General features: G+C 64.6%; 26 protein-coding genes and 1 pseudogene. 11 read left to right on the top strand and 16 right to left on the bottom strand.

The window, feature by feature from the left end; translation table 11 throughout:
- The first annotated feature begins 6 nt into the window (after positions 1 to 6).
- Entirely contained in the window at positions 7 to 288 is a 282-nt protein-coding gene (locus tag OO12_RS23785) for a DUF1467 family protein (protein ID WP_034161242.1), read from the top strand.
- 143 nt (positions 289 to 431) lie between these two features.
- Here the strand turns inward: OO12_RS23785 and OO12_RS23780 are convergent, their stop codons facing one another.
- From OO12_RS23780 to OO12_RS23770, 3 genes are all read right to left on the bottom strand, one after another.
- Positions 432 to 881, bottom strand: a complete 450-nt coding sequence (locus OO12_RS23780; RefSeq protein ID WP_152616631.1) for a hypothetical protein — start codon at positions 879 to 881, stop codon at positions 432 to 434.
- A gap of 17 nt (positions 882 to 898) precedes the next feature.
- Complete coding sequence (locus OO12_RS28785) at positions 899 to 1120, bottom strand: hypothetical protein (RefSeq protein WP_034161240.1); 222 nt, start codon at positions 1118 to 1120, stop codon at positions 899 to 901.
- A 139-nt stretch (positions 1121 to 1259) separates the two neighbouring features.
- On the bottom strand, positions 1260 to 1493 hold the full coding sequence (locus OO12_RS23770; RefSeq protein WP_034161239.1) for a hypothetical protein: 234 nt from the start codon (positions 1491 to 1493) through the stop codon (positions 1260 to 1262).
- Positions 1494 to 1956: 463 nt separating this feature from the next.
- On the opposite strand from OO12_RS23770, the gene OO12_RS23765 reads away from it, so the two are divergent.
- Entirely contained in the window at positions 1957 to 2589 is a 633-nt protein-coding gene (locus tag OO12_RS23765; RefSeq protein ID WP_034161238.1) for a glyoxalase superfamily protein, read from the top strand.
- Positions 2590 to 2685: 96 nt separating this feature from the next.
- Positions 2686 to 2994, top strand: a complete 309-nt coding sequence (locus tag OO12_RS28315) for a hypothetical protein (protein ID WP_152616630.1) — start codon at positions 2686 to 2688, stop codon at positions 2992 to 2994.
- Here OO12_RS28315 and OO12_RS23760 read toward each other — a convergent pair.
- Positions 2932 to 5247, bottom strand: coding sequence for a hypothetical protein (locus OO12_RS23760; RefSeq protein WP_034161237.1), 2316 nt, complete (start codon positions 5245 to 5247; stop codon positions 2932 to 2934). The two genes, OO12_RS28315 and OO12_RS23760, sit on opposite strands and share 63 nt — an antisense overlap.
- Before the next feature lie 81 nt (positions 5248 to 5328).
- Here OO12_RS23760 and OO12_RS23755 point away from each other — a divergent pair, with 81 nt between their 5' ends.
- The 5 genes from OO12_RS23755 to OO12_RS23735 all read left to right on the top strand — a co-directional run bounded on the left by OO12_RS23755 (position 5329) and on the right by OO12_RS23735 (position 10215).
- Positions 5329 to 5622, top strand: coding sequence for an Hpt domain-containing protein (locus tag OO12_RS23755; protein ID WP_034161236.1), 294 nt, complete (start codon positions 5329 to 5331; stop codon positions 5620 to 5622).
- Between the two features lie 127 nt (positions 5623 to 5749).
- Entirely contained in the window at positions 5750 to 6931 is a 1182-nt protein-coding gene (locus OO12_RS23750) for a hypothetical protein (protein WP_034161323.1), read from the top strand.
- 35 nt (positions 6932 to 6966) lie between these two features.
- Positions 6967 to 8079 (top strand): DUF2336 domain-containing protein, encoded by a 1113-nt coding sequence (locus OO12_RS23745; RefSeq protein ID WP_034161235.1) that lies wholly within the window; start codon positions 6967 to 6969, stop codon positions 8077 to 8079.
- On the top strand, positions 8076 to 9449 hold the full coding sequence (locus tag OO12_RS23740; protein WP_034161234.1) for a PAS domain-containing sensor histidine kinase: 1374 nt from the start codon (positions 8076 to 8078) through the stop codon (positions 9447 to 9449). The genes OO12_RS23745 and OO12_RS23740 overlap by 4 nt, the downstream gene beginning before the upstream one ends.
- 79 nt (positions 9450 to 9528) lie before the next feature.
- A complete protein-coding gene (locus OO12_RS23735) occupies positions 9529 to 10215 on the top strand; it encodes a dioxygenase family protein (RefSeq protein WP_082006766.1) in 687 nt (228 codons plus the stop codon).
- A gap of 36 nt (positions 10216 to 10251) precedes the next feature.
- Here OO12_RS23735 and OO12_RS28310 read toward each other — a convergent pair whose 3' ends face one another.
- Genes OO12_RS28310 through gltX form a run of 3 tightly spaced genes read right to left on the bottom strand, consistent with a single transcriptional unit; the run spans position 10252 to position 13208 of the window.
- Positions 10252 to 10443, bottom strand: coding sequence for a hypothetical protein (locus tag OO12_RS28310; RefSeq protein WP_152616629.1), 192 nt, complete (start codon positions 10441 to 10443; stop codon positions 10252 to 10254).
- A complete protein-coding gene (locus OO12_RS23725; protein ID WP_034161232.1) occupies positions 10440 to 11723 on the bottom strand; it encodes a citrate synthase in 1284 nt (427 codons plus the stop codon). Before OO12_RS23725 ends, OO12_RS28310 begins: the two co-directional genes overlap by 4 nt.
- Before the next feature lie 42 nt (positions 11724 to 11765).
- Positions 11766 to 13208 carry a glutamate--tRNA ligase gene (gltX, locus tag OO12_RS23720; protein ID WP_235364997.1) on the bottom strand — a complete coding sequence of 481 codons (1443 nt, stop codon included), beginning with the start codon at positions 13206 to 13208 and terminating at the stop codon, positions 11766 to 11768.
- Between the two features lie 36 nt (positions 13209 to 13244).
- On the opposite strand from gltX, the pseudogene OO12_RS23715 reads away from it, so the two are divergent.
- Positions 13245 to 15392 (top strand): annotated as a pseudogene (locus OO12_RS23715) (ComEC/Rec2 family competence protein); the annotation flags it as partial.
- Between the two features lie 19 nt (positions 15393 to 15411).
- Here the strand turns inward: OO12_RS23715 and lexA are convergent.
- The 7 genes from lexA to OO12_RS23680 all read right to left on the bottom strand — a co-directional run bounded on the left by lexA (position 15412) and on the right by OO12_RS23680 (position 20969).
- Positions 15412 to 16077 (bottom strand): transcriptional repressor LexA, encoded by a 666-nt coding sequence (gene lexA, locus OO12_RS23710; protein ID WP_034161231.1) that lies wholly within the window; start codon positions 16075 to 16077, stop codon positions 15412 to 15414.
- Positions 16078 to 16134: 57 nt separating this feature from the next.
- Complete coding sequence (locus OO12_RS23705; RefSeq protein ID WP_034161319.1) at positions 16135 to 17331, bottom strand: molybdopterin molybdotransferase MoeA; 1197 nt, start codon at positions 17329 to 17331, stop codon at positions 16135 to 16137.
- 44 nt (positions 17332 to 17375) lie between these two features.
- Positions 17376 to 17846, bottom strand: coding sequence for a cyclic pyranopterin monophosphate synthase MoaC (moaC, locus tag OO12_RS23700; RefSeq protein WP_034161230.1), 471 nt, complete (start codon positions 17844 to 17846; stop codon positions 17376 to 17378).
- 112 nt (positions 17847 to 17958) lie between these two features.
- Positions 17959 to 18744: an indole-3-glycerol phosphate synthase TrpC gene (trpC, locus tag OO12_RS23695; RefSeq protein ID WP_034161229.1), complete on the bottom strand. Its 786-nt coding sequence runs from the start codon at positions 18742 to 18744 to the stop codon at positions 17959 to 17961.
- Positions 18741 to 19736, bottom strand: a complete 996-nt coding sequence (trpD, locus tag OO12_RS23690; protein ID WP_034161228.1) for an anthranilate phosphoribosyltransferase — start codon at positions 19734 to 19736, stop codon at positions 18741 to 18743. Before trpD ends, trpC begins: the two co-directional genes overlap by 4 nt.
- Positions 19733 to 20317 (bottom strand): anthranilate synthase component II, encoded by a 585-nt coding sequence (locus tag OO12_RS23685; protein WP_034161227.1) that lies wholly within the window; start codon positions 20315 to 20317, stop codon positions 19733 to 19735. Before OO12_RS23685 ends, trpD begins: the two co-directional genes overlap by 4 nt.
- A 10-nt stretch (positions 20318 to 20327) precedes the next feature.
- Positions 20328 to 20969 carry a phosphodiester glycosidase family protein gene (locus tag OO12_RS23680; protein ID WP_235364992.1) on the bottom strand — a complete coding sequence of 214 codons (642 nt, stop codon included), beginning with the start codon at positions 20967 to 20969 and terminating at the stop codon, positions 20328 to 20330.
- A 292-nt stretch (positions 20970 to 21261) separates the two neighbouring features.
- Between OO12_RS23680 and OO12_RS23675 the strand changes: the two genes are divergently transcribed.
- On the top strand, positions 21262 to 21672 hold the full coding sequence (locus tag OO12_RS23675) for a hypothetical protein (RefSeq protein WP_034161225.1): 411 nt from the start codon (positions 21262 to 21264) through the stop codon (positions 21670 to 21672).
- Between the two features lie 36 nt (positions 21673 to 21708).
- Here the strand turns inward: OO12_RS23675 and trpE are convergent, their stop codons facing one another.
- A complete protein-coding gene (trpE, locus tag OO12_RS23670) occupies positions 21709 to 23226 on the bottom strand; it encodes an anthranilate synthase component I (RefSeq protein ID WP_034161224.1) in 1518 nt (505 codons plus the stop codon).
- Positions 23222 to 25168 (bottom strand): peptidylprolyl isomerase, encoded by a 1947-nt coding sequence (locus tag OO12_RS23665; RefSeq protein WP_034161223.1) that lies wholly within the window; start codon positions 25166 to 25168, stop codon positions 23222 to 23224. Before OO12_RS23665 ends, trpE begins: the two co-directional genes overlap by 5 nt.
- 136 nt (positions 25169 to 25304) lie before the next feature.
- Here OO12_RS23665 and tpiA point away from each other — a divergent pair, with 136 nt between their 5' ends.
- A complete protein-coding gene (tpiA, locus tag OO12_RS23660; protein ID WP_034161222.1) occupies positions 25305 to 26048 on the top strand; it encodes a triose-phosphate isomerase in 744 nt (247 codons plus the stop codon).
- Positions 26049 to 26052 lie beyond the last annotated feature (4 nt).

Genomic DNA, 26052 nt, shown 5'->3' with positions numbered 1-26052 from the left:
CCAGCGATGCGGTGGACCTCGGCTCTCGCCATCTATTTCCTGTTCTGGGCCTTTTCGGTGTTCTTCGTGCTACCCTTCGGGGTGCGCACGTCGGACGAGGCCGGGGTGGCGCGTGTGCCGGGCCAGGCCGAGAGTGCGCCGCACACTTTTCAGGCGGGCAAGGTCGCGATCCGCGTGACGATCGTCGCGACGATCCTGTTCGGCCTGTTCATGCTCAACTATCATTTCGGCTGGGTGACGCCCGAGACCGTCGATCTGTTCGACAGGCTGGGCAACGAGGCGAGCTAGAGCAACGCGAGATTGAGTGGAATTCCCTCTCCCTGTCCGGGCTGGCCGCAAAAGAGAACAACGGCTCCTCGACAGTTCAGGGCGAACGGAAGTCGTGGATCAATTCAGGTCGAAATCGCTTCAGCCTGTTCCCGGCTGAGGCGCTATAACTGGTACCAGTAGACAAACAGGCGAACCTCGCCCTGACCCGCTGGCGCAATACCCAAATTCAACGATTCCGTCCCGTCGCGCCAGGACAGTTGGACCGTTTCCAGCCCCTTGGCCGTACCGGGTGTCCATTGGCCGTGATCCGCACCAAGATGAAAGTTCGCCTCCGCCTCGAATGGCGATTGGTCGGTTTCGGGCATGGGTAACCGCTTCAACAACGCCTTCCAGTCGCCGATGGGCATCACCGCCACCAGCCGGGCCGAATCATCCTGCCCGCTCTTCTCTTCGGCGAACTCGATCCTCGCGGCGGGCGGCAGTTCTAGCCCAATACGGTGCAGGATCGCGGTGGTGTTGCCCTGCGTTTTCTCGTTCGTCATCCGGGGTTTCTCCTGCGCGGGCGAAGCGCTGCATGCGGTAAAGGCGAAGGCCGTCACTATCGTCAGCATTGACAGCGCCCGCATCGCTATCGCCCTTGTCGTGTGAGAATGGATCGCTCGGACGGGAATGTCGCATCGCCCTCCCAGGTGATTGCCCGCTGCACAGATCCCACACAGTCGAACTCGCGGGCAAGTCCTTGGCGGTGGAATTCGCCCATGAATTCATCGGTGATGTGCAGGGGCCCGAAGTCCACCGCCTTGCCGCCATCCCAATTATACCGGTCGCGGAAGCAATAGGTGAAATCCACCTCATAACGTCTGCCGCGTTGGGTGGTGGTAATAACTGCCTCGCCCTTACCCCAATAGGCGTAGCCGCCGATCGCGAAGTACCACTCCGGGCACTCAAATTCTTCGTTATACCCGCCTTCGGCGCTCGTTGACGTGAACTCATGCCGGCCTGCCCTGGAGGAAATTCTGCGCCTGGCGAAATTCAGCCACCATCGCGCGCTTCGCGCTGGGCACACAGCGTATCATATCCTCCAGATCGATCGTATAGGTCTCGCCCGTATTGTTGAGATAATGCCGCAGGTGACGGGTCGCGTTGAGACCGGGATAGACCATGGTTGGTACCCCGACCGCTGTGTTGAGGGCGGCGTATTTCGCGGCCGTTTCGACCGTCACTGGCTTGGATCTCCAGGGCCCCGCACCTCGATCGGCGGGGGTCGGTGGATCGAAATTACCGGTGCGGTAGTGCCGGCCTATGCTGGAAAAGTTGGAGATGGGAATAGACGCGGAAGGGTAGCGGTTTGACCGTGACATGACTGCGGACCTCAGCGGCGTGTCGGTGTGCGACAGGGGCGGCCCGCCAAACGAAGAAACGACATTCGGTCTCCTGTGCCTGATCGTCGGTTCGGAGGATACCATCGATGAGCATGAGTTTATAGCCAATCCTGCGTCAATACAGCGCGTTGCCGCGCCATCCTGCCATGGTCGCGTGATGTTTTGCCGGTGTGCCTGGCAATCGGCCGGCGGCTTGACAGCCAAAGGCAGCCACTCATAGTCCGACTTGCCTGACGGGACGCATCAGCGCCGGCGCTGAAAGGGCCAGGCCCGCCCGCTGAACAGATCAGCAGGAGTCCGTTCGATGGCGACCATTGAAACCTATCGCAAGCAGGCCAGGCAATTGCAGGGCTGGCACCGCGCGGGCAATTATTCCGTCGGTGGGAAGCTTCGCCTGATTGAACGGTATCGCCATCTCACTGATCGCGAGGTGCTCGACCTGCCAATGCCCCTCGCGCTTGCACAGGAGATTGTTGCGGTCGAGGCGGGCTTTGCGAACTGGGCGGCATTGAAGGCTGTGGCGGCCGGCGCGCCCAAGACGCCACGCCCGGACCCCGGCGCACCATTGTTGAAAAGCGTCGTGCCTATCCTGTTCGTCCGTGATGTCGCAGCGGCGGTCGCTTTCTACCGGGAGAAGCTCGGCTTCGCAGTGGATTTCCTGCATGGGCAACCGGCCTTTTACGGCGCGGTTTCACGCGACGGAGCATGCCTGCATTTGCGGTTCGTGCACCGGACCAACTTCGCCGAACTGGCCGCGGCGGAAGGATCGCTGATCCTCGCCTCGTTCGAGGTCACCAACGTCAAGGCGCTCTTCGAGGAGTTCTTCGCGCGTGACGTTGAATTTGCGCAGCGCCTGACCAGGCAGGCCTGGGGTGGCACCGACTTCCATATCCGTGACCCCGACCAGAATGTGATTTCCTTTGTCCAGTTCGGGTGATGGCGATTCAAATCCGATATCGATCATGACAGCGTAGCACCGGACGGGGCTCTGCAGAGCCTCCGCCATGCTCTTTCTCATTGTCGTTAAAACAGAATGTTCGCGCGTGCTGATTCCGTCGAAAACAGCATGCTGTTCCATGCTGTTTTCATGCTGTTATTCAATAACAGCATATTTGATCGTAAAGATTTGGAAACGGGCGAGAAATTTAGCCGCAAAATCCAACTTAACAGCACGGAAAAAATTGGCGCCGAAATAACAGCAGAAACAGCATCATTCGGGCTTCGAATCGCTCCTGATCGGACGGTGCAGGCGAGTGGAGAGCAGAGCCGCCTGACGCGATCAGGCGCGCAGCCGCTCGATTGCCTGGGCGAGCGCGACGTACAGCTTGCCCATGTCGGATGACAACAACGTCACGCCCAACGGTGATCCGTCGCGCTGCGCCAGGATCGCCCGCAGCATCGCCTCGAAATCATGGATGTAGCGATTGACCTGTTCGCGGAAGGTCGGGTCCTCGTCATAATGCCGGAGGATCTCACGCGCCTCGCCGGCATCGAGCAGGCGCACCGCGCGGCGCGTGAAGACGCCGCGATCGCCCTTCAGATAAGCGGCCCAGGCACTGTCTGATACTTCGGCCGAGACGGATTTGGTGATGTCGATCGAGACCGAATTGAGCGATTCGATCAGCAGCGACACACGTCGGGCGAAGGTATCGCGATCGGCATTCTCGCCTTCCTCGCGCGCTTCCTCGATCCGGCTTTCGACCACCGCGGTCGAATCGGCGATCGATAGCATCTGGCGCGTCAGCCGTTCGGAGGCGCGCTGCGCGGCTTCCGCCGCCATCTCCGCAGCTTCGCCGATTGCGGCGATATGCTGCTGCACGGCATTGCCCGCCGCGCGCTGGATTGCGATCGTGCTGGCGGTTTCGAGCGCTTGTGCCGCCTCGGGGATGACCGTTGCCAGCGTCTCGCGCGCACGGTCTGCGGCGGCGCTGGCGGTGTCGCGAACGCGCAGCAACGCTTCGACCAGTCGCGGTGCCGCCTCTTCGGCGAAGCGATGCGTGCGGCCGATCGTGTCGTCGACCATCTGGCCGAGCGCATCGGCCTTGGTCTGGCCGTTGGTCAGTGTTTCGAGCAACGTGCCCGACAATTTGTCGACCGTATCGCGTTGATGCGAGATGACATGAGCGATCGCTTCAATCGCGTCATGCGTGCTCTCGGCCGCGGTGACCAGGGCAAGCAATTCGGGTTTCGCGTCGCCGATGACCTTGCGGCTGTCGAGGATTCGCGTGTCGAGCCGGGTAAGGGCGTCAGGCAGCGTCTCGTCGATCTCGCGCGCGGCGGCGTCGAGCGCGAGAAGCAGACGCTCGGTCGTGGTGATCGCGCTGGCCGCCATCTGGTCGCCGGTCTTGAGCGCCTCAGTCATCGCATCGGCTGATCCGCCAAGCGCGCTGATCGATGCGGCGAGCATCTGGGTGCGATCGACGCCCTGGACATGAAGCGTGTCGAGACGCCCGGAGACATGCGTGATGCCGTCATCGAGCTCAGTGATGATCGCATCGCTCGTCCCGCGCTGCTCGTCGAGGCGCGCGGCGATCCGGTCGATAAACGCCTCGATCGTGCTCATCCGCGCTGCCAGAGCTTCAGCCCCGTCCTGGCCGGCACGCTCGAGCGCCGCCTGGTTGGTGCCGATCATCGCCAGCATCGCCTCGCCCTGCGCGGTAATGCCCTTGCGCGCTTCGTCGACGGCGTCGGCGGTACGGCCAAGCAAGCCATCGACCGCTTCGGACATGGTGCCGGTGATCTGTTCGAGGCGCGTGCCGGCCGTCTCGCCGGTCACTTCCATCCGCGTGATGTGTGCGGCGAGCCGCTGCGCCGCACCACCGGCGACCGCATCCGCTTCGCGACCGCGTTCGGCGAGCGCGGTCAACTGGGCATCGAGCGCCATGGCATGCTCGGTCGCGCTCATTCCGGTGCGCTCCAGCGTCTTGGCCATATCGGCCGTTTCGCTATGGGCGCGCGGCAGCATCGCCATCAATATGTCAAGTTTGCCATGCGCTACGGCTGCGGCTTCGGCCAGCGTACGGGCATGCGTATCCGCTTCGGCCACTTGCTCGGTAAGACTGGTGCCGATCGTTGCCAGCTTGGTCGCCGCTCCGTCGCCCATCGCCATCAGCGCCGTCGTCTGTTCGGCCAGTTTGGCGCGATTGGCGTCGATTGTGCGCGACAGTACGGCAATGGTCCGCTCCAGGCTGGCGGCTTCGGCGCGCATTGCCTGAGCGGTCTCGCCGAAACGCTTGGCTTCGGTTCGGCTGGTGCGCAGCGCGAGGATCAGCAGGATGCCGATCAACGCCGGCGGCACGCACAGTGCGGCGATGAAGCCGGTCAGGGCCATCGGCTCGGCCCGGGCCAGGCTTGGCCAGGACAGCCACAGCATCGTGCCGACCCAGCCCGCCGACACCAGAACGCCGAGTGTCGGCAAGAGCCAGCCGAATCGCGCCCGCGGTGCGTCATCGGCATCGTCGAACTCTGGGTCGTCGAACCCGGGTGTCAGGCCGGGCGTTTCGATGGGCAATGGATCGGACAAGATGAGATCGTCCTTCGAGGCGGCTGTTCCCCGCCCCGGGCGGATATCGAAAATGCGCGAACCCCCATTCATATGCTTTGTTTACCACGATTTGCGTCGCCGGAAAGCGAATAGCGAAACCTCGTTTTAAGAGTTGCCTTGTACGAACGCGGCATGGCGTATGATCCTGGTGCAATCGATGCGACGCTGGCGGCCGCGGTGGGTGACGAACCCGCGCTGATCGCCGAGCTGCGCGAAGCGTTTCTCGACAGCGTTCAGCGCGGGCTGACCGGCCTCGAACGCGCGCGCGATGCCGAGGGCTGGCAAGCCGCGGCATGGCGGCTGAAAGGCCTGGCGGCAAGCTTCGGTGCAATCCGGCTGATGGCGATCGCGACCGAGGCGGCGACCGTTCCGCCACAGGATGTGGTCATGCTGCGCAAATTGCGTCGCGCGGTCGAGCGGCTCTGAAGAGCCCGCAGAACCGCTTCCTTCTGGCGCGCTGATGGGTGCATCCATCTCCTATCCCGTGTCTCGGGCCGATCCAACCGGGAGCTGGTCTTTGCCATTCGCGCCTTGACGTCCTAACAGCCGGATGATGCTGGCTGGATTGATTTTTGCGACTGAAGATGCCGACGACCGGCGCGGCACGCTGGCGGCGACCTTGCCGTTCGGCGGTCTGACGCTGATCGAGTTCCAGGCGCGGCTGGTGGTCGCGGCGGGCGCATCGCAGCTTATCGTCGTCGTTGCACGACTCACGCCCGAATTGCTTGGGGCGATCAGCCGGATCGGACGGCGCGGCGTTTCCGTCGATGTCGTGCGCAATGCGGTCGAAGCAAAACAGAAGATCCATCCGCTCGCTCGCGTCCTGGTCGTCGCCGATGGTCTGGTTACGACCGGCGATGTGGTGGGGATGATCAGCGCGGAGGCTGAGGATGCGATCCTGACCATGGCCGATCGCGACGCCATGCCGGGTTTCGAACGAGTCGGATCTGACGCCGCCTGGGCCGGGCTTGCGCTGCTTGATCCCAAGCGAATCGCCGAAGTCGCGGCGATGCCCCGGGATTATGACTTCCAATCGACATTGCTCCGCGTCGCGGCGCAGGCGCAGACCGCGCATCTCGCCATGCCGCCCGGCGCGGCTGGTGGCGCACATGGTATCGAGCGCGATTCGCGTACCCTGGCCGATCGCGGCAATGTCATCCTCGCTGCTTTGGTGTCCAAGCCGGTGGCCTGGGCGGACCGCTTCCTGCTCGCACCGCTTGCACGGCTGGTGCTGCCACGCCTGATGGCGCGGGGCATGCCGACCTGGGCGCTGATCGCCACGGGGTGTGTGATCGGGCTTGGCGCACTCGCGGCGATCTGGTTCGACTGGCCGGGCAGCGGAATCGTGCTGACCATGTTCAGTGCCCTGGCCTTTACCATTGGCGGCGCGCTCGCCTGGCTGCGGGACGAGGAAGCGCTGGCGCGCGCACAACGGGCGGCGATTCCCGGGTTCACGGCATTGGCCGTGCTCGAACTGGGGCACGTGACGAGCATGCTCACCGGCACCGCGACCGGATGGACCTTGTCGATCACGCTCATTGCCGTCGCTGCACTGGTTGAACGTGCGGCAGGCGACCAGACAAGGCGGATCTGGTGGAGCAGCCCGGTCGCTTATCTCATCACCATGCTGGTTCCGGTGGCCGCCGGATACCCGTTGATCGGGCTTGCGCTGGCGGCGATCTATGCGGGCGTGACGCTTTCCGCCGCGATTGAGGCGTTTCGCGAAAAGCCTTAGTGTCGTTTTAACGACATTTCCCTAAGCCTAGGCCCATGTCGATCAACGTTCGCGACATGGATGACGGCGCCCAGAGGGGGGCCAGCCCGCTGCTCATGCGCGCAGCTGGCGCAGACGCGCGTGCCGATCATCGGCTCGCGGTGGCGATCGACGACTTTTTTCTGCCTGACGATGCCCGGCTCGACGATCGATCGCGATCGGCGATGGCGACGGCGCTGGCCGCAATGGTGGTGTCGATCGACGGCGCACTGCGGCAGCACGCCGCGCGCCTGTTGACGGCGCGCGATGAAACCATTTTGGCTGAGATGTTGACGGCGCCGGGCACATCGGTGCTTGACCGGCTGGTGGTCGCGGGCTTGCTGCGCGATATGGATCTGATGCGCGAACTGGTGGCGCGGGTGCAGCAGGATACGCTGGGCGATGCTTTGCCGGCGGCTGCGCCCGATGAACCCGAACGGCCGAGCTTGCTCGCGCGCCTCGTCAATCAACCCGATTCGGTCGTGGCGGGCGGGGCGATGGCGCTACTGACAGCGGAAGGCCGACGGCGCGGTGCAGGCGATGGGGGTGTGGGGTCGCATACCGACTTGCCGGCTGATCTTCATCATCGGCTGGTCTGGTGGGTCGCGGCCGCGTTGCGTGAACGCTTTGCGACTGGTGCGGACGAAACGATGGCGGCACTGGATCGCGCACTGGCCGAAGCGGCGGTGCGCAGCCTTGCCGCGCATGATGAGGGCGACCGGCTGGAAGCGGCGGCGATGCGGTTGGCGGGGGCGATCGAGGCGACGCCGCGCGAACTGCCCGACTTGCTGGTTGAGACGCTTGGTAATCGGCGCATCGCGCTGTTCATCGCGCTGATCGCGCACGCAATGGGGCTGGACTTCAGCCAGGCGCGCGAGGTCGTGCTCGACCCGGATTCAGCCCGGCTGTGGCTGGTCCTGCGCGCGCTCGAGCTGGACCGCGAACCGATCGCCCGGATCGGCCTTGCGCTGTGCGACGCCGATCCGCGTCGCGATATCGAAGCCTTTGCCGATTCGATCGACACGATCGCCGGAACGCCGGCTGATATGGCACGCGCCGCGCTCGCGCCGCTCAGGCTTCACCCGGATTACCGCGCCGCGTTGCTTGCGCTGGCACGGAGGCGGGCGTGAACGTGCTCGATTCCAGCCTGCCGCCCGTGCGCGGTCTGCTTGATCCCGCGGGCCGCCTGGTCGAGGCCGATCAGCGGCTGCACGAACTCAACACCCGCGCTGGCGGCAGTCTGGGTCAACCGATCGCGATCCCGCAAGTCGCGACGCTGGCGCGGCTGGCGCAGCGTCTCGGCATTCTGATCTCGCGCGGTGTCGTCGCGGGCGATGGCGATGGCGATGTCGATCTCTGGGTTCGCGCCAGCCCCGATGCCAAGGGCGTCCGCCTGGAGATTACTGGCTGGCGGATGCGCTCGGCCTGGCGGCCCGGTGCCCCCGATGGCGAGCGCGAAGGCGATTTCCTGCGCAGCGGCGCGGATTGGTTGTGGGAAACCGACTCGGCGCTCAGGTTGAGCTTCCTGTCGATCACCGTGGGCACGAAATATGGCTTCGACGCAGGCGAGATGCTTGGCCAGCCGCTGACGCGCCTGTTCCTGCTCGGCGAGGACCGCGAAGGGGCATTTCCGATCCTGGGCGGACTGGCGATGCGGCAGCGCTTTGACGATCAGCGCGCGATCGTCCGTCCAACGGGCCAGGCGGTGCGGCTGGCGGCGACGCCGCGCACTGACAGCCAGGGCGTCTTCGCGGGCTTTATCGGCGCCGCGCATATGCTCGATCCCGAACCCGCCGCCGTTGCGCCATTTCCGGAGAATGAAGGCGTGTCGGGCGCCTTTGCCGCGCGGCTCGATGCCGCGCTGCGTACACCGCTCGGCCGGATTATCGCCAATGCCGACAGTATCAATGCGCAGTCCGAAGGTCCGCTGCGCCAGGACTATGCCGATTACGCCGCCGACATTGCCAGCGCGGGTCGGCACTTGATGGGGCTGGTCGACGATCTGGTCGATCTGCAGGCAATCGAACGTCCCGACTTCAAGGTCGCCGCCGAGGCGATCGACCTGGCCGATGTATCGCGCCGCGCGGCGGGGCTTCTCGGCGTCCGCGCGAGCGAAGCCAAGGTCCGTATCGACAAGCCCGCGCTCGAGGATGTGCTGCCCGCGACCGGCGAGTTCCGCCGCACGTTGCAGATATTGGTCAACCTGATCGGCAATGCGGTGCGCTATTCGCCCACCGATGGCATGGTATGGATCCGCGCCGAGCGGGAAGGTGACATCGCCGCGGTGATCGTCGCCGACCAGGGCAAGGGCATTGCGATCGAAGACCAGAAGCGCATCTTCGAGAAGTTCGAGCGTGTCGATCCACGTGAAGCGGGCGGCAGCGGATTGGGGCTGTACATCGCACGCCGCTTGGCGCGGGCGATGGGCGGCGACATCACGGTCGACAGCGCGCCGGGGCAGGGAGCACGGTTCGTCTTTACCTTGCCGTATCGCGGCTAGGCTGCGCGCAACATCATCCACGATCGGATCAATCGATCGCGCAGCAGCTGAGCATTTTCAAGCAAGCGGGAAATGCGCTATGTCCGCCCCATCACGCGTCCATCGCGAGGGCTTTATGCCGGGACTTGATCGCCGATCCGCAATCGTGGGACTTGGCCTTGCAGCGGGCGGGCTGGCCGTTTCGTCACGTGCCGGCTTGCTGCAGGGTGTTACGCAACCGCGCGTGCGCCCCAATCTGTACAATTGCGAGGGGTGCGAAGCAGTCGGGGAGCGTTCGCCGGAAAAGCTTCACGCGTCGCTAGTGCTGGCGAACAAGGCCGAACCGGGCGAACGCATGATCCTGAGCGGGCGCGTGCTCACCGCTGACGGCGCCAGGCCGGCGGCGAATGTCGTCATCTACGCGCATCACACCAATGCCGCTGGGCGCTACGCCAATGGCTCGAGCGAGTCCGAATGGAGCCGCCGGCATGGACGGTTGCGCGGCTGGGTCAGGACCGGCAGCGATGGGCGCTATGCATTCGATACGATCAAGCCGGCGCCCTATCCGAACGAAACCATGCCGGCGCATGTTCATCTGTTCATCGCTGAAGCGGGCCATCCGGCCTATTATATCGATGACGTGGTGTTCGATGGAGAGTTCGGCGTGACGCCCCGGTATCGCCGGGCACAGGAGTTGCGCGGCGGGTCGGGTATCATCCGGCTCGAACGGAGCGCGGCGGGGGTTTGGCTGGCCATGCGCGATATCCGGTTGGAGCGGCATGCCTGAACCCGAGCGCTATTTGATCGAAGAAGCCGGCTAAGGCTAGAGCCGCCGCGACCAGACGATCAAGCCAATCCCGAACACCGCGATGATCCCGCCGTAGATCACCCATTGCCCCTGCGCGAGCATGAAGCTCGACGCCGGCCACATGATGAGGCCGAGGCCCTGACCGCAGAAAAACAGGCCGAACAGCGTCACCAGGACGCCGGCGGCCTGCATTACGGTCTTGATCAACGCTTCTCGACCGAGATGTAATCGCGCTGCGTCGGGCCGGTGTAGAGCTGACGCGGGCGACCGATCTTCTGCTCCGGATCGGCGATCATCTCGTTCCACTGCGCGACCCAACCGACGGTGCGGGCAAGGGCGAACAAAGCGGTGAACATCGTCGTCGGGAAACCGATCGCCGACAGGATTACGCCGGAATAGAAATCGACGTTCGGGAACAGCTTCTTCTCGATGAAGTACGGATCGTTGAGCGCCATTTCCTCGAGCTTCAGCGCGACGTCGAACACGGGATCGGTGACGCCGAGTTCGCCAAGCACTTCACGCACGGTTTCCTGCATCACCGTCGCGCGCGGATCGTAATTCTTGTACACGCGGTGACCGAAGCCCATCAGGCGGAACGGATCGTTCTTGTCCTTGGCACGGGCGATATACTCCGGAATGCGATCGACCGTGCCGATCTCGCGCAGCATGTTGAGTGCGGCTTCGTTGGCGCCGCCATGCGCGGGCCCCCACAGACAAGCGATGCCGGCTGCGATGCAGGCGAACGGGTTGGCGCCCGAAGAGCCGGCGAGCCGCACGGTCGAGGTCGACGCGTTCTGCTCATGGTCGGCATGGAGAATGAAGATGCGATCGAGCGCGCGCTCGACCACCGGATTGACGACATATTCCTCGGCCGGAACGCCGAAGGTCATACGCAGGAAATTGCCGGTGTAGGACAAGGAATTGTCGGGGTAGAGGAAGGGCTGCCCGACGGTATATTTATACGCCATGGCGGCGATCGTCGGCATCTTCGCGATCAGCCGGTGGCTGGCGATCATGCGCTGGCGCGGATCGGTGATGTCGGCCGAATCGTGATAAAAGGCCGAAAGTGCGCCGACCACGCCGCACATCACCGCCATCGGATGCGCGTCACGACGGAAGCCGCGATAAAAGGTCGCCAACTGCTCGTGCACCATGGTGTGACGGCTGATCGTGTAGCTGAAATTGTCGAGCTCGTCCTTCGTAGGAAGCTCGCCATTGAGCAGCAGGTAGGAGACTTCCATGAAGCTCGACTGCTTTGACAGGTCGCCGATCGTATAGCCGCGATGCAGCAGCACGCCTTCGTCGCCATCGATATAGGTGATCGCGGAATCGCAGCTGGCGGTTGAGGTGAAGCCGGGATCGTAGGTGAACTTGCCGGTCTGGGCATAGAGCTTGCGGATATCGATCACGTCGGGACCGACGCTGCCCGGCATCACGGCAAAATCCAGATCCTTGCCGCCAACGCTCAGCTTTGCGGTGTCGCTCATCGAATTAGGTCCTTTACGTTCCCGCCCAACCTTTTTGACGGGTCAGGCGGCCATCTGGTCGGCGATCCGGCCGAGGCTCTCGTCGCGCCCGAGCAGGTCGAGCACTTCGAATATCCCGGGCGAGGTCTTCTTGCCCGTCAATGCCGCGCGCAATGGTTGCGCGACCTGACCCAGCTTCGTCCCCGCTTCGTCGGCAACCTGCCGAACCGCGTCTTCGAGTTTCTCCGTATCCCAGCCGTCGAGCGCGTCAAGCTTGCTATGTGCAAGTGCGAGAATTCTGCGTCCATCAGCAGTCAGGAGATCGGCGGCGGCATGGTCGATTTCAAGGGGACGAGCGCGGAACAGGAAGGCAGTGCCGCTGGTCAGCTCGATCAGATTGGCGGCGCGCGGTTTCAATGCTGCCATGCTGCGACGCAAAAGATCGCGCTGCCGGTCATCGACGTCGAAGTCGAGCCGGTCGGCGACCATATCGGCCAGTCGCGCATCGTCGGCGAGGCGGATATAATGACCGTTCAGGTTTTCCAGTTTCTTCAAATCGAACCGGCTTGGTGATTTTCCCACCCCATCAAGCGTGAACCATTCGATCGCCTGTTCGCGGCTGATGATTTCGTCATCGCCATGCCCCCAGCCGAGGCGGAGCAGATAATTGTTCAGCGCCTCAGGCAGAATACCCGCCTCGTCGCGATAGAATTCGACCCCGACCGCGCCGTGGCGCTTGGACAATTTGCCGCCGTCATGTCCGTGGATCATCGGCACATGAGCATAGATCGGCTCAGGCCAGCCCATACCGCGAATCACCGCAAGCTGGCGGAACGCGTTGTTGAGATGGTCGTCGCCGCGAATGACGTGCGTGACGCCCATATCATGGTCGTCGACCACCACGGCGAGCATATAGGTCGGCGTGCCGTCCGACCGGAGTAGGACGAAATCGTCAAGCTCGGCATTCTGGACGGTGATCGAACCCTGAACCTGATCATCGATCGTCGTGGCGCCGTCCTTCGGCGCCTTGATCCGCACCACGAAAGGCGCGCCCTCCGGCGCCTCGCTCTCGTCGCGGTCGCGCCAGCGGCCATCATAGCGCATCGGCAGCTTAGCTGTCTTCTGGCTTTCGCGGAGCGCGGTCAGCTCTTCGGCCGTTGCATAGCATTTATAGGCGTGGCCCGAAGCGAGCAACTGATGCGCGACTTCGGCATGGCGCGGGGCGCGCTCGAATTGAAAGATCGCATCGCCGTCCCAATTCAGGTCAAGCCAGGTCATCGAATCGAGAATCGCGTCAATCGCCGGCTGAGTCGAGCGCGCGCGATCTGTATCCTCAATGCGCAGCAGGAACTTGCCGCCATTCGCCTTGGCGAACAGCCAATTGAACAGCGCGGTGCGCGCGCCGCCGATATGCAGGAAGCCGGTTGGCGACGGTGCGAAACGAGTGACGACTTGCCCAGGTATCGGGGTAGCCGCCGAAACGCCCGGAGCGGCGGCATCAGTAATTGCGCTCAAGCGCGCATCCTTTCAGACTTGTATCAGATGGCCAGTTCAGCCGACCACGCCCCTAGCACGCGACCTTGGCCGCTTCAAATCGGCCTGGGCACTCGTGCATCGGCCGTGCGTGATGCGCTGGAGCACTGGTTGGAGGAGGAACGCGATCAGTTGATACTGTGGCTGCCGGTGGCGATCGGGGCCGGCATCACTGCCTGGCTGGTCCTGCCCGACCCGTTGGCATGGACCACGGCGTTGCTGGCGATGGCGGCCATGGCCTTGCTGGCGCTGGCGATCGGGCGCGGCGGCAGGGCTGAGCGCGCACTTGGCATTGGCGCGCTGGCCATGGCGATCGGCCTATCGCTGATCTGGTGGCGGGCGAGCGATGCAGCGGGGGGTGTGCTGACGCGACCGGTCATTACGACGTTCGAGGCACGGGTCGAATCGGTCGAGCCGTTGGCGGCGCGCGGTCTGGTGCGGTTGCGGCTCGCGACGATCCGTGTTGCCGATCAGTCGGCGGACCGGTTCGGTCGCACGACCGTGCTGCCCGGCCATGTACGGGTCAATCTGGCCGAAGCTGATGTTCCGGCGGCGTTGACGCGTGGCGCGACGATCAGATTGCAGGCCCGGCTGATGCCGCCGCCGCAACCCGCCGTACCGGGGGCGTATGATTATGCGCGCGTGGCCTGGTTTGATGAGATCGGCGGCACCGGGCGCGGATTTGCGCCGGTTACGATCATCGCATCTGGGGATGCGCAGGGAGGCGGCCTGCGCGACCGGCTGTCACGTCACATCCAGACGCGGGTCGCAGGGAGTGCCGGCGGTATCGCCAGCGCGCTTGCGACCGGTGATCAAGGCGCCATTGCGGAAGAAGATGCCGAGGCGATGCGGCGTTCGGGTCTGGCGCATCTCCTGTCGGTAAGCGGGCTGCACATCACCGCGGTGGTCGCGGCGATGATGCTGGTGGTGTTGCGTCTGCTGGCACTCAGCCCATGGCTGGCGCTGCGCTTTCGATTGCCGCTGATCGCGGCGGCGGCAGGTGCCGCGGCGGCGATCGGGTACACGCTGTTGACAGGATCGCAGGTGCCGACGATCCGATCCTGTGTCGCGGCGCTGCTCGTGCTGGTCGCGCTGGCGATGGGACGCGAGGCGATGACTTTGCGGCTGGTCGCGGCGGGCGCAGTGGTCGTGCTGCTGCTCTGGCCTGAATCGCTGGCGGGACCCAGTTTCCAACTCTCCTTCGCCGCGATCACAGCGATCATCGCGCTGCACGAACATCCTCGCATCAAGGCATGGTTCGCGCCGCGCGACGAGCGCTGGATCGCCAAGCTAGGCCGCAACCTTGGATCTTTGGTGCTGACCGGGCTGTTGGTCGAATTCTCGCTCATGCCGATCGCCTTGTTCCATTTCCACAAGGCGGGTTTCTACGGCGCGGCGGCGAACATCATCGCGATTCCCTGGACGACGTTCATTGTCATGCCGCTTGAGGCGCTGGCGCTGCTGCTCGATCTGGTTGGCCTTGGTGCGCCCCTGTGGTGGCTGACGGCAGGGGCGCTTAACCTGCTGCTATGGCTGGCTCGAACCACAGCGGGTTTGCCGGGATCGGTGGCCGCGCTGCCCGCGATGCCTGCCATCGCTTACGCGCTGATCGTGATTGGCGGCTTGTGGATCGCGTTATGGCGAACGCGGTGGCGGCGATTGGGGCTCGTGCCGCTGATCATCGGCAGCATCTGGTCGCTGATGACGCCCGCGCCCGACCTGTTGGTGACCGGAGACGGACGGCATGTGGCGATACGTACGGCGCGAGGTGGGTTGGCGCTGCTCCGCGACCGCGTCGGCGACTATACGTCGGACATGCTGGCGGAGAATGGCGGTGTGGACGGCACGCCCCTATTGCTGGCCGATCAACCCGAAGCGCGATGCAATCGCGACCTATGCCTGGCCGAGCGACGCGCAGGGGGACGAACCTGGCGCATCCTCGTCACGCGGAGCGTCTATCTTGTTCCGGCGGACGAATTGATCGCGGCATGCCGGGGTGCCGACATCGTGATCTCCGAGCGGCGGCTGCCGCCGGCATGTACGCCACGCTGGCTGAAGCTTGATCGCCCGACCCTGACGCGGACCGGCGGCGTGGCGATCACACTTTCCACTGGCAACGTCACCACAGTCTATCGTCCGGGCGATCACCACCCCTGGCGGACACCCGGTGTCGATATCAATCGTAGCGGCGGAGCAGGCCGGCAAGCTTACCCTGAACACGAACCTGGGCGGGGGAATAACGCTGCGCGTCATAAGCGCGGTTCGCCGGATCGAGCCGAACCATCGCGCCCTCGCGGCGGAAATATTTGAGCGTCGCTTCGCTGTCCTCGATCAACGCGACGACGATCTCCCCGTCGCGTGCCGTGTCGGCGCGACGGATGAGCGCATAATCGCCATCGAGAATGCCTGCCTCGACCATCGAATCGCCCGACACTTCAAGTGCATAATGTTCGCCATTGCCGAGCAAGGCGGCGGGCACCGCGAGCATCGAATGCCCTTCGAACGCTTCGATCGGCACACCAGCGGCGATACGGCCGTGCAGCGGAATCTCGATCACGTCATTGGCGGGTTCGGGCAAATTGCGGATATTGGGCGCAGTGGCGGGCGTCTTCCGCGCCGTGTCGCCGCGTTCCGGCATCTTCAGCACCTCAAGCGCGCGGGCGCGGTTGGGCAGGCGGCGGATGAACTGGCGTTCCTCAAGCGCACTGATCAGGCGGTGGACACCGGACTTCGACTTGAGGTCGAGAGCCTCTTTCATTTCCTCGAACGACGGCGACACGCCGCTTTCGGCGAGACGATCGTTGATGAAGCAGATCAGCTCATGCTGTTTGCGCGTTAGCATCCGTATATCCTTCGTCGGAACAGACTGGGAACGTTGTCGCAATGTTCCCTATGCTTGTCAAGTGACCCGCAACACCTCAACCAGATCCCCGGCTGCAACCGCAGCTGCATGAGGCGGACGGGCGATCAGGCAATCGGCGCGCGCGAGCGTGAGCAGCATCGACGAGTCCTGGATGGTCGAGGCGAAGACACGCCCGTCGCGCGTTTCGGCGCGCAAATAATCCTGCCGATGATCATTGGCAGGAAGGGCTTCGCCCAGAATTGCCGGCATGATGTGGGGCAGGGGATCGGCGGCACCGCCCATCGCAGCGATGAGCGGGCGGAGGAACAGAGTCGCGGTGACAAAGGCCGAAACCGGGTTGCCGGGCAGGCCAAGCATGACGGTGCCGCCGATCCTGCCCGCCATCATCGGTTTGCCCGGGCGCAGGGCGATACGCCAGAAATCGATGCTGCCGCCGGCCGCCTCCAGCGCCGGGCGAACGAGATCGTGATCGCCGACCGACGCACCGCCGGTGGTGACCAGAATATCAGCATCGACCTGACCGAACGCCGCGGTCATCACATCGAGCCGGTCGGGCAGGATGCCGAGATCGATCAATTCAACGGGCAAGTCGGCAAGCATTGCGGCGAGCATCGCGCCATTGCTTTCAGGCAGCTGCGCCCCGATGATCTCACTGCCGGAAGCGACGAGTTCGTCGCCGGTCGCGACGATCGCGACGCGGATCATCCGGTTGACCGGCAGCATGGCGTGTCCGCTGGTCGCGGCAAGCGCGATCCGGGCGGGGGTGAGGCGCTGTCCCGGTCGCAGCAGCAAATCGTCGGTCGTGAAATCCAGGCCTTTACGGCGCGTATTACCGCCCGATTTGCGCGGGCCTTCCCCGTTCAAGCTGACGATGGCCCCGTCGCGCACGGCTTCTTCCTGGATCATCACCGTGTCGGCGCCTTCGGGCATCGCAGCGCCAGTAAAGATGCGGACCGTTTCCGTCGGGCCGACCTTGCCGGCAAAGGGGCGACCAGCGGCGCTTTCCCCGATCAGCGTGAAGGGACCGGGCAGATCGGCGAAGCGAATCGCATAGCCGTCCATCGCCGAAAGGTCGGCGGCTGGCTGGGTACGACGTGCCAGAATATCGCCGGCGGCCCAGCGCCCGGCCGCGAGGCGCAGCGGCAGCGTTTCGCTCGCGACCCGGGGGGCAAGGTCGAAGAGCCGGGCCTGGGCTTCGGCAACGGGAATGAGCGGGCTGGGCGACTGAACCATGGCACCCATCGCTGTCATATTCGAGGCGCGGGGAACAGCGGGATTCAACCGGCGCTCCAGCCGCCCGATTTGCCGCCGGTCTTGCTCAACAGCCTGACGCCGTCGATCACCATGGCCTTATCCAACGCCTTTGCCATGTCATAGATGGTCAGCAATGCGACCGAGACCGCAGTCAGCGCTTCCATCTCCACGCCGGTCTTGCCGTCGGTGGTGGCGGTGGCGGTGGCGTCGATGCCGCTATCATCGATCCGCAGCTCGATCGCGACGCGCGACAGCGGCAAGGGATGGCAAAGTGGAATGAGGTCGCTGGTGCGCTTGGCCGCCATGATTCCAGCCACGCGCGCGACGGCAAGCACATCGCCCTTGGTCACGGCGCCGTCGCGGATCGCGCCGGCGGCGGCGTGCGACATGGTGATGCGACCTGTGGCGATCGCTTTGCGTGCGGTGACTTGCTTGCCTGAAACATCGACCATCTGCGCGGCACCGGCATCGTCGAGATGGGTGAGTTTCGTCATTTGATTGCCATTCTAACTGTTCGTTTCGGGCAAAGTCGAAAAACGGGACTTGGCGTTGCTCGGCGGTCTCTCGGCTTCGCTCGAAACGAACGGAGAGATTCACCGCTGCCCGTCATCCGATCAGCGCCCTGGTTGCCGCCTCGATATCGCGCTGGCGCATCAATGCTTCGCCGATCAGGAAGCATTTGACGCCCCGTTCGGCCATCGCGTCGAGATCGGCGCGCGTCGTCAGCCCGCTTTCGGCAACGAACGTGCAATCGGCGGGCGCCTTCGACACCAGTTCATAGGTGCGCGCGAAATCGACCGTGAAGTCGCGCAGGTTTCGGTTGTTGACGCCGATCAGCCGCGATTTGAGCTTCATCGCGCGGTCGAGTTCCTTCGCGTCATGCACTTCCACCAGTACATCCATGCCACACTCGATTGCCGCCGCCTCGATTTCAGCAAGCAATGTATCGTCGAGCGCGGCCATGATGAGCAGAATCGCATCGGCACCGATGGCACGCGCTTCAGGTACCTGCCAGGCATCGACCATGAAGTCCTTGCGCAACACCGGCAAGGAGCAGACCGCGCGCGCTGCGGTCAGGTAGGAATCGGCACCCTGAAACCAGCTCTCGTCGGTCAGCACCGACAGGCACGTCGCGCCGCCGGCCTGATAGGCGCGGGCATGGGCGGGCGGATCGAAATCTTCGCGGATCAGCCCCTTGGACGGGCTGGCCTTTTTGATCTCGGCGATCAGCGCATGGCCGGTCGCGGCTTTCGCATCGAGCGCGGCACGGAACCCGCGCGGCGGAGTCTGCCCGGCGATCCGCGCATCGAGATCGGCGAGCGGCGTGGTCGCTTTGCGTGCGGTCACTTCGGCGCGCTTGGTTTCGAGGATACGGTCGAGAATATCAGTCATGAATAGGCGATCCAGCGATCGAGCAATGCATTGGCCTGGCCGGAATCGATCGCCTCGCGGGCGGCGTCCACGCCATCGGTCAATGTCTCGCTATGGCCCGCGACCATCAGGGCCGCGGCGGAGTTGAGCAATACGGCGTCGCGATAACCACCGGTTTCGCCAGCGAGCAGGCGACGCAGCGCGGCGGCATTATAGGCTGGGTCGCCGCCATGGATCGCGGCGATCGGATGGCGCGGCAGGCCGGCATCCTCGGGGGCGATGCGCGCGGGCATCTTCAGGCTGCCGACGCTGACCGCGATGCTCGGCCCGGCGCCGGACAGCTCGTCGAGCCCTTCCTCACCCGAAATCACGAGCGCGGCCTCGGTGCCGAGTTGCTCAAGCGCTTCGGCATAGACGGCGGTATAATCGGGCCGTGCGATCCCAATCAGCTGGCGTCCGACACGTGCGGGGTTGGCGAGCGGGCCCATCAGGTTGAAGATGGTGCGGCGGCCGATCTTCTTGCGGATCGGGGTGATGCGCTTCATCGCCGGATGGTGGTTGCCGGCGAAGAGGAAGGCGATGCCGATGTCGCGCAAGCTCGCCTCGGCCAGGCGCCCGGCGCGTTCCATGTCGAGACCAAGCATTTCGAGTGTGTCGGCGGCGCCGGCCTTGCTTGAGGCGGCCCGGTTGCCATGCTTGGCGACCGGGATACCGCGCGCCGCGACCACCAGTGAGACAGCGGTCGAGACGTTGAGCGTATGATGCCCGTCGCCACCGGTGCCGCAGACATCCACCGAGCCGGCTGGTGCCGCGATGGGGATCAGGCGGGCGCGGAGCGCGCGGGCGGCTTCGGCGATCTCGATGCTGGTCTCGCCGCGCTCGGTGAGCGCGATGAGGAAGTCGGCCACTGCCTCCTCCGACGTTCGCGCATCGAGAATATCGGCAAACGCCTGCGCTGCGGATTCATGCGACAGCGGCGTGCTCGGATCAGGCAGCAAGCTGGTGACGGTCACGCCAGCGCCTTTACCGTGATGCCGGCGAGGCGCAGAAAATTGGCCAGCATCGCATGGCCATGTTCGGTGGCGATGCTTTCGGGGTGGAACTGCACGCCATGGATTGGCAGCGTCGCATGGCGGAAGCCCATCACCGATCCATCGCCAGCGGTCGCGTTGACGACCAGATCCCCGGGAATGTCCTCGACGATCAGCGAATGGTAGCGCGTCGCAGTGAACGGGCTGGGCAGACCTTCGAACAGGCCGGTGCCGTCATGGCTGACCGGGGAGGTCTTGCCGTGCATCAGGCCGCCGCGCACCACGTGCCCGCCGAAATGCTGGCCGATCGCCTGATGGCCCAGGCACACGCCAAGCAGCGGTTTGTGCGCCTCGGCACAGGCCGCGACCAGATCGAGACTGATTCCCGCCTCATTGGGTGTACAGGGGCCGGGGGAAATCAGGAATGCCTGCGCATTGCTGGCGATCGCATCACGCGCGGTCAGCGCGTCGTTGCGCACGACCTTCACCTCGGCGCCCAGCTCCATCAGATAATGGACCAGGTTCCAGGTGAAGCTGTCATAATTGTCGATGACCAGGATCATGCACGCGCCGCTAGCGCTTTTGCATCACCACCACAATCGGTCCGATAGGTGCCCCTGCATCGCGACGCCCCGCTTTGGTCTCCCATAGCGACGATACCGTGCCGTCGAGATACAGTGCATTCGGGCAGTTCAGGCGGTCGCGAAAGAGCCGGGCAAATTTCCCGAATGACACGGGCGCGTTGCTGATCGCGAAAAAGGCCCGTCCTTCGCCGTCGACGCAAACGCCGTTGCGGATGTAGCGCGATGGCCCATTTTCGTCGAACGCGGCATTGTAACGGCCATCCTTCACCAGCATCGGGCCCGATTGAGTCGCGAAATGGATTCCGCCAGTTCGCCGTGCTGCGAAGGCTGAGGCCGTCGCGATGTGCCAGCCGCTGTCGTCGCCATAGAAAACGCCATTGGGCTTCATGTAGAAATTGCCCGTGCCGCCGCGCTGGTTGAGCGACTGCAATTCCCGGCCCTGTTCGACGTACAGGCCGATCGGCAAGCCGCGATCGTCGAACATGCCGGCGTTCATCGCGAACACCAGCCGGTCCCGCCGACTTCCCAATGCCGGCTCGAGCCGGGCGAAGCCACGCAGCGGCTTTCCCTCGCGGTCCAACTCGGCGAGTTCGATGACGTGTTGGGTCGGGTCGGCCGTGCAAACGGTCATCGGTACATCGTCGAAGATGATCGGTTCGCAGCTATCGCGCTTCCCGGTCGGATACGGTCGAGAAGCTTCGGCCGCGTTGCCCGGGCCGTTGCTCGCGTCGCACCCGCCAGCGAACAACGATATAGCGCAGAAAATGGCCCTGATGCTCGCGACTCGGTTCATTGGGTTAAGGTATCAGCACCAAATTCGTTACGCCGCCCGTTTTTCGCCCCAATCGGGGTAGAGGGAGCATCGTTCAGGGTGGAGCAATTGGCGTTGGCGGACGTTGATACCGCCACAGGAGTCGTAATCGATGATCCGTTTTCCCATTGCAGTGATGTTGCTGGCCCTTCCTGCGGCGCTCATCGCCCAGGACAAGCCGGCAACCGACGGCAGCACGCCGTTGAAGCGCATTCGCAACGTCCAGATCCAGAAGGGCGAGAAATGCCCGCCGGCCGCAGGCGATGAGATCGTCGTGTGCGGGACGCTGGAGGAGCCTTATCGCATCCCGAAACAGTTCCGCGAATCGAAGCCTGACGCGGCGAATCAGAGCTGGGTCAACCGCGCCGCGACGATCGACGAAGTCGGCCGTGTCGCCGGCGGATTGCCCAACACCTGCTCGCCGGTCGGGACCGGCGGCCAGACCGGCTGCGTTACCAAGATGCTGCGCGAATACACAGCGGAGAAGGTCGAGAAGAAAAGGCTGGAATCGAGCGTTCCCTGAGGCAGGTCCGGCGGCAGTTCCCAGGAACTGCCGCAGTTACTGACCGAAACCAGCCTCGCCTGCGCGTGCGATCGCTTCGCGGGCGGCGGCGAGCAGGGCACCGGCCTTGGCCTCGCATTCCCGCTGCTCATAGGCTGGGTCGCTGTCGGCAACGATGCCCGCACCGGCCTGTACATGCATCATGCCGTCCTTCACGACTGCCGTTCTGAGCACGATGCAGCTGTCCATTGATCCGTCGGGCGAGAAATACCCCACGCCGCCGGCATAGGCGCCGCGCTTCTCCGATTCGAGTTCGGCAATGATTTCGCAGGCGCGAACTTTCGGCGCGCCACTGACCGTGCCGGCCGGGAAGCCCGCGAGGATCGCGTCGATCGCGTCATGATCCTTGCCCAGTCGGCCGACGACGTTCGACACGATGTGCATGACATGGCTGTAGAATTCGACGGTATAGCTGTCAGTGACGGTGACCGTCCCGGCATCCGCCACGCGCCCGACATCGTTGCGGCCGAGGTCGAGCAGCATGAGATGCTCGGCGCGTTCCTTGGGATCGGCGAGCAGGTCGGCGCGGTTGGTCTGGTCCTCCGTCGCGGTTTTTCCGCGTGGGCGCGTACCCGCGATCGGGCGAATGGTGACTTCGCCGTCGCGGACCCGAACGAGGATCTCGGGGCTTGATCCAGTCAGCGCGAAGCCGGGCAAGTCGAGATGATACAGGAAGGGTGACGGGTTGATGCGACGGAGCGCGCGGTAAAGCTCGATCGGCGGGAGTGCGAAGGGCAGGGTGAAACGCTGTGCCAGGACGACCTGAAAGATGTCGCCCGCGACGATATAATCCTTCGCCCGCGCGACCATCTCGCCATAGCGGCCGGGCGGCAGGACCGGATCGAGGGTGACATCGGCGAGGTCGGCGCGCACCGGTGGCGGTAGCCCGGCACTGGCCAGGCGCGCGGCCACCATGTCGATTCGTTCCTCGGCTTCGGCGACGATCGCTGCGGGCGTTCGGGTAGCGTCGGGCCAGACCGGCGCGACGAGGAACAGCGCGTCAGCCAGCCGGTCGAAGATCACGATGACGGTCGGGCGCACGAACATCATGTCGGGCAGGCCGAGCGGGTCGGCGTCGGGGCGGGGCAGCTTCTCTACCAGGCCGACGGTTTCATAGCCGAAATAACCGACCAGGCAGGCCAGCGCGCGCGGCAGTTCGGCGGGCACGTCCATGCGGCAATCGGCGACCAGCGTGCGCAAGGCATTCAGCGTTGGCGCTTCGCACGGCGCGAAGGCGTCGCGATCGGAAAGCCAGTGGCGGTTGATCTCCGCCCGGTTGCCCTCGGCGCGGAACACCAGGTCGGGTGCGAGGCCGATCAGGCTGTGCCGGCCGCGGATCGCGCCGCCTTCGACCGATTCGAGCAGGAAGTCGCCGCGCCCGGGTTCGATCAGTTTCAGCGCCGCGGCGACTGGCGTTTCGGTGTCGGCGATCTGCCGGCGCCACACCAGTGCCGGCCGGCCCGCTGCAAGCGCGCCAGCAGGATCGAAGCCGTTCCCGGCACTACCAGGATTAATTGCCGCCGCCCTGGCCGGTCAGCGCCGCCCGGACCGTGGCGATCGCCTTGTCGTTCTTCTTCACGCCAACCTGGCGGCGTACCGCCTCGATGAACTGCGCGGTATATTCATTGCCGATGACCTTGCCGAGATCGGTGCGGGTTGCCTGGACGATATTCGGCTGGTTGGCGGCATTACCGCGCTCGATATGGTTCAGATAGACGATAGCCCAGCCTTCGTTATTGCCCAGTTCGAGCCGCTTGCTGGTCTTTTCCGACATGCTGAACATCAGCGCGATCGGCGGCGGGATATTGCGGCCGGCACTGGCAAGCTGCGCGCGCGACGAATTGATCGGCTGGAGCGGCGGCGTCTTCACCCCGCTAGCCGCAAAGGCCTGCGCGATCGGGGTGCCCTTGTTGATCTTGGCGACAATATCGTCCGCAACCTTGCGCGCTGCGACGCGCGCGCGGTCGAGCGCAAAATCGCGTGCGACAACGGGACGGATCTGGGTCAGCGCCGATGCGGCGGCGGGGACGACCCGGTCCAGGCCGACCACGGCAAAGCCGCCTTCCTGGTCCATTGGCACCAGTTGCGGGCTGTCGCCCTGCTCCATGGCGAAAGCGGCGGCGACGACCGGGAGGAAGTCGGGAGCCGCCTTGACGGTCGCATCGTCGGGGTTGCGCCCATCGGAGAGCAAGGCCGGGGTGACCTGAGCGCTCAGCTTCTGATCGGCAATGACTTCCGCGAACGTGGCGTTTTTGGACGTCGCATCGTCGATTGCATCATGCATCGCGCCGAGCGCCTGGGTGGTCTTTTCCTTGGTCAGCGCGGCGATCAATTCCGGTTTGGCCTGTTCGAGCGTCTTGCCTGCGACTTGTTCGATCGCATCGACGCGAATGACCGTGAAGCCGAGCGCGGAGCGCAGCGGCCCGACCACCGCACCCTTGGCGGCGCCAAAGGCCGCGTCGGCGAGCGCGGAGGAGCTTTGACCGGCATAAGCGGCTTTCTCGACCCCGGTCAGCGTCGCCGGTTCAAGCCCGGCGGCACGCGCGGCGGTTTCGATCGGCGTGCCCGCCTTCACCTTGGTGGCGAGCGCATCGGCCGATGCCTTGTCGGCCAGGATGACCTGGACAAGCGTGCGTTTTTCGGTCGGCGCGTATTTGGCGCGCTGCGACTGATAAGCGTCGGCGATTTCCTTATCGGTCGGCGCGGTCGATCCCTTGAGCTGGTCATGGGTCACAACGGCGTAGCGGATCACGCGGCGCTCGGGGACCGTGTAGCGCGCGATGTTGCGCTTGTAGAAAGTGGCGACTTCGGCATCGGTCGGCGGCGCCCCCGCGCCCATCGCCTGGGTCGGAATGAAGCCGACCTGGCCCTCGCGCTTTTCGAGCAGCAGCGAGGCATAGGGCAGGGCGAGCTGCTGCGGCACCTGATTGGCGCCGCCGGTCGGCGCAACGAGCTGCTGTCCGATCATCGAGCGCGCGATGTCGGTGCGCACTTGCTGGTCGGTCAGTCGCTGTTGGGCGAGCAATTGCTGATAGAGTGTCTGGCTGAACTTGCCGTCCACGCCGTGCAACGACGGGATGCTCGCAATCTGGCCGTCAATGGCGCGCTTGCTGACGACCATGCCCTGATCCTTGCCGAACTGCTCAAGCGCCAGGCCGTCGATCGTCCGGTTCAGACTGCCTTCCAGGCCGCCATTGTTGACATAAGTGATCATGTCGAGCCCAGGCTGCTGCTGGCGGAAATTCTCCATCTCGCTCTGCACGCGGGTTCGGAGTTCGATCTCAGTCAGCTTTTGCTTGCCGACCGTCGCCACCGCATCGCCGGTCAGCTTTGCCCCCGATGAACCAAGTCCGTTGATATCGCCTGCCGCGAACGCCAGCCCGATGATCGCGAGAAAGGCGAAGGTGACGAGCAGGCCGACCTTCGAATTGATCAGGCGGCGGATAAGGCTGAGCATGGGGGACCAATCTGTTGAACGCGCGGAATCACCACCGCTTTACGGGCAGCGTCCCGCCGCTTCAAGCGTGCGGAGTCGGGCTTGTGCTGTCGGGGCGGGCGGCTCTATCGGGCAGCAGGAATTTTGGAGGGTGCAGATGATACGACGCAAGCTGATCGCGGGCAATTGGAAGATGAACGGCGATCTCGCCGCATTGGCCGAACTCGACGCGATCGCCGGAGCGGCGCTGGCTCATCCGGGTGTCGATGTCGCGATTGCCGTGCCGGCGACCCTGATCGCCGCGGCGGGACGTGGGCCCGATCTCGCGATCGGCGCGCAGGATGTTCATGCCGCCGACAAGGGCGCGCATACCGGCTGTGTCTCCGCGGCGATGATCCGCGAGGCGGGCGCAGGCTTCTCGATCGTCGGCCATAGCGAGCGCCGCGCCGACCAGCACGAAACCGACGCGGAGGTGAAGGCCAAGGCGGAGGCGCTGCACCGTCAGGGCCTGAATGCGATCCTGTGCATCGGCGAGACATTGGATGAGCGCGACGCGGGGCGGGCCGAGGCGGTAGTGACGGGGCAACTCGCCGGCTCCTTGCCGGACGGCGCCGGGGCGGCGTGGCTGTCGATCGCGTACGAACCGGTCTGGGCGATCGGCACCGGGCGGACGCCGACCGTTGCGGATGTGACGGCGATGCACGGCGCGATCCGGGCGAAGCTGCGCGCGCTGATCGGCGACGAAGCGGATGCGGTGCGGTTGCTCTATGGCGGGTCGGTGACGGGCGACAACGCCAGTCAGTTGCTTGGCGCCGGGGATGTCGATGGCGCACTGGTCGGCGGCGCAAGCCTGACCGCCGCGAAGTTCGTGCCGATCATCACGGCGGGAGCGGCACTGTAATTGC

Origin of the sequence: Sphingomonas sp. ERG5, from assembly GCF_000803065.1 — a bacterium.
GTDB lineage: Bacteria > Pseudomonadota > Alphaproteobacteria > Sphingomonadales > Sphingomonadaceae > Sphingomonas.
This window is presented reverse-complemented; position numbering and strand designations above follow the sequence as displayed.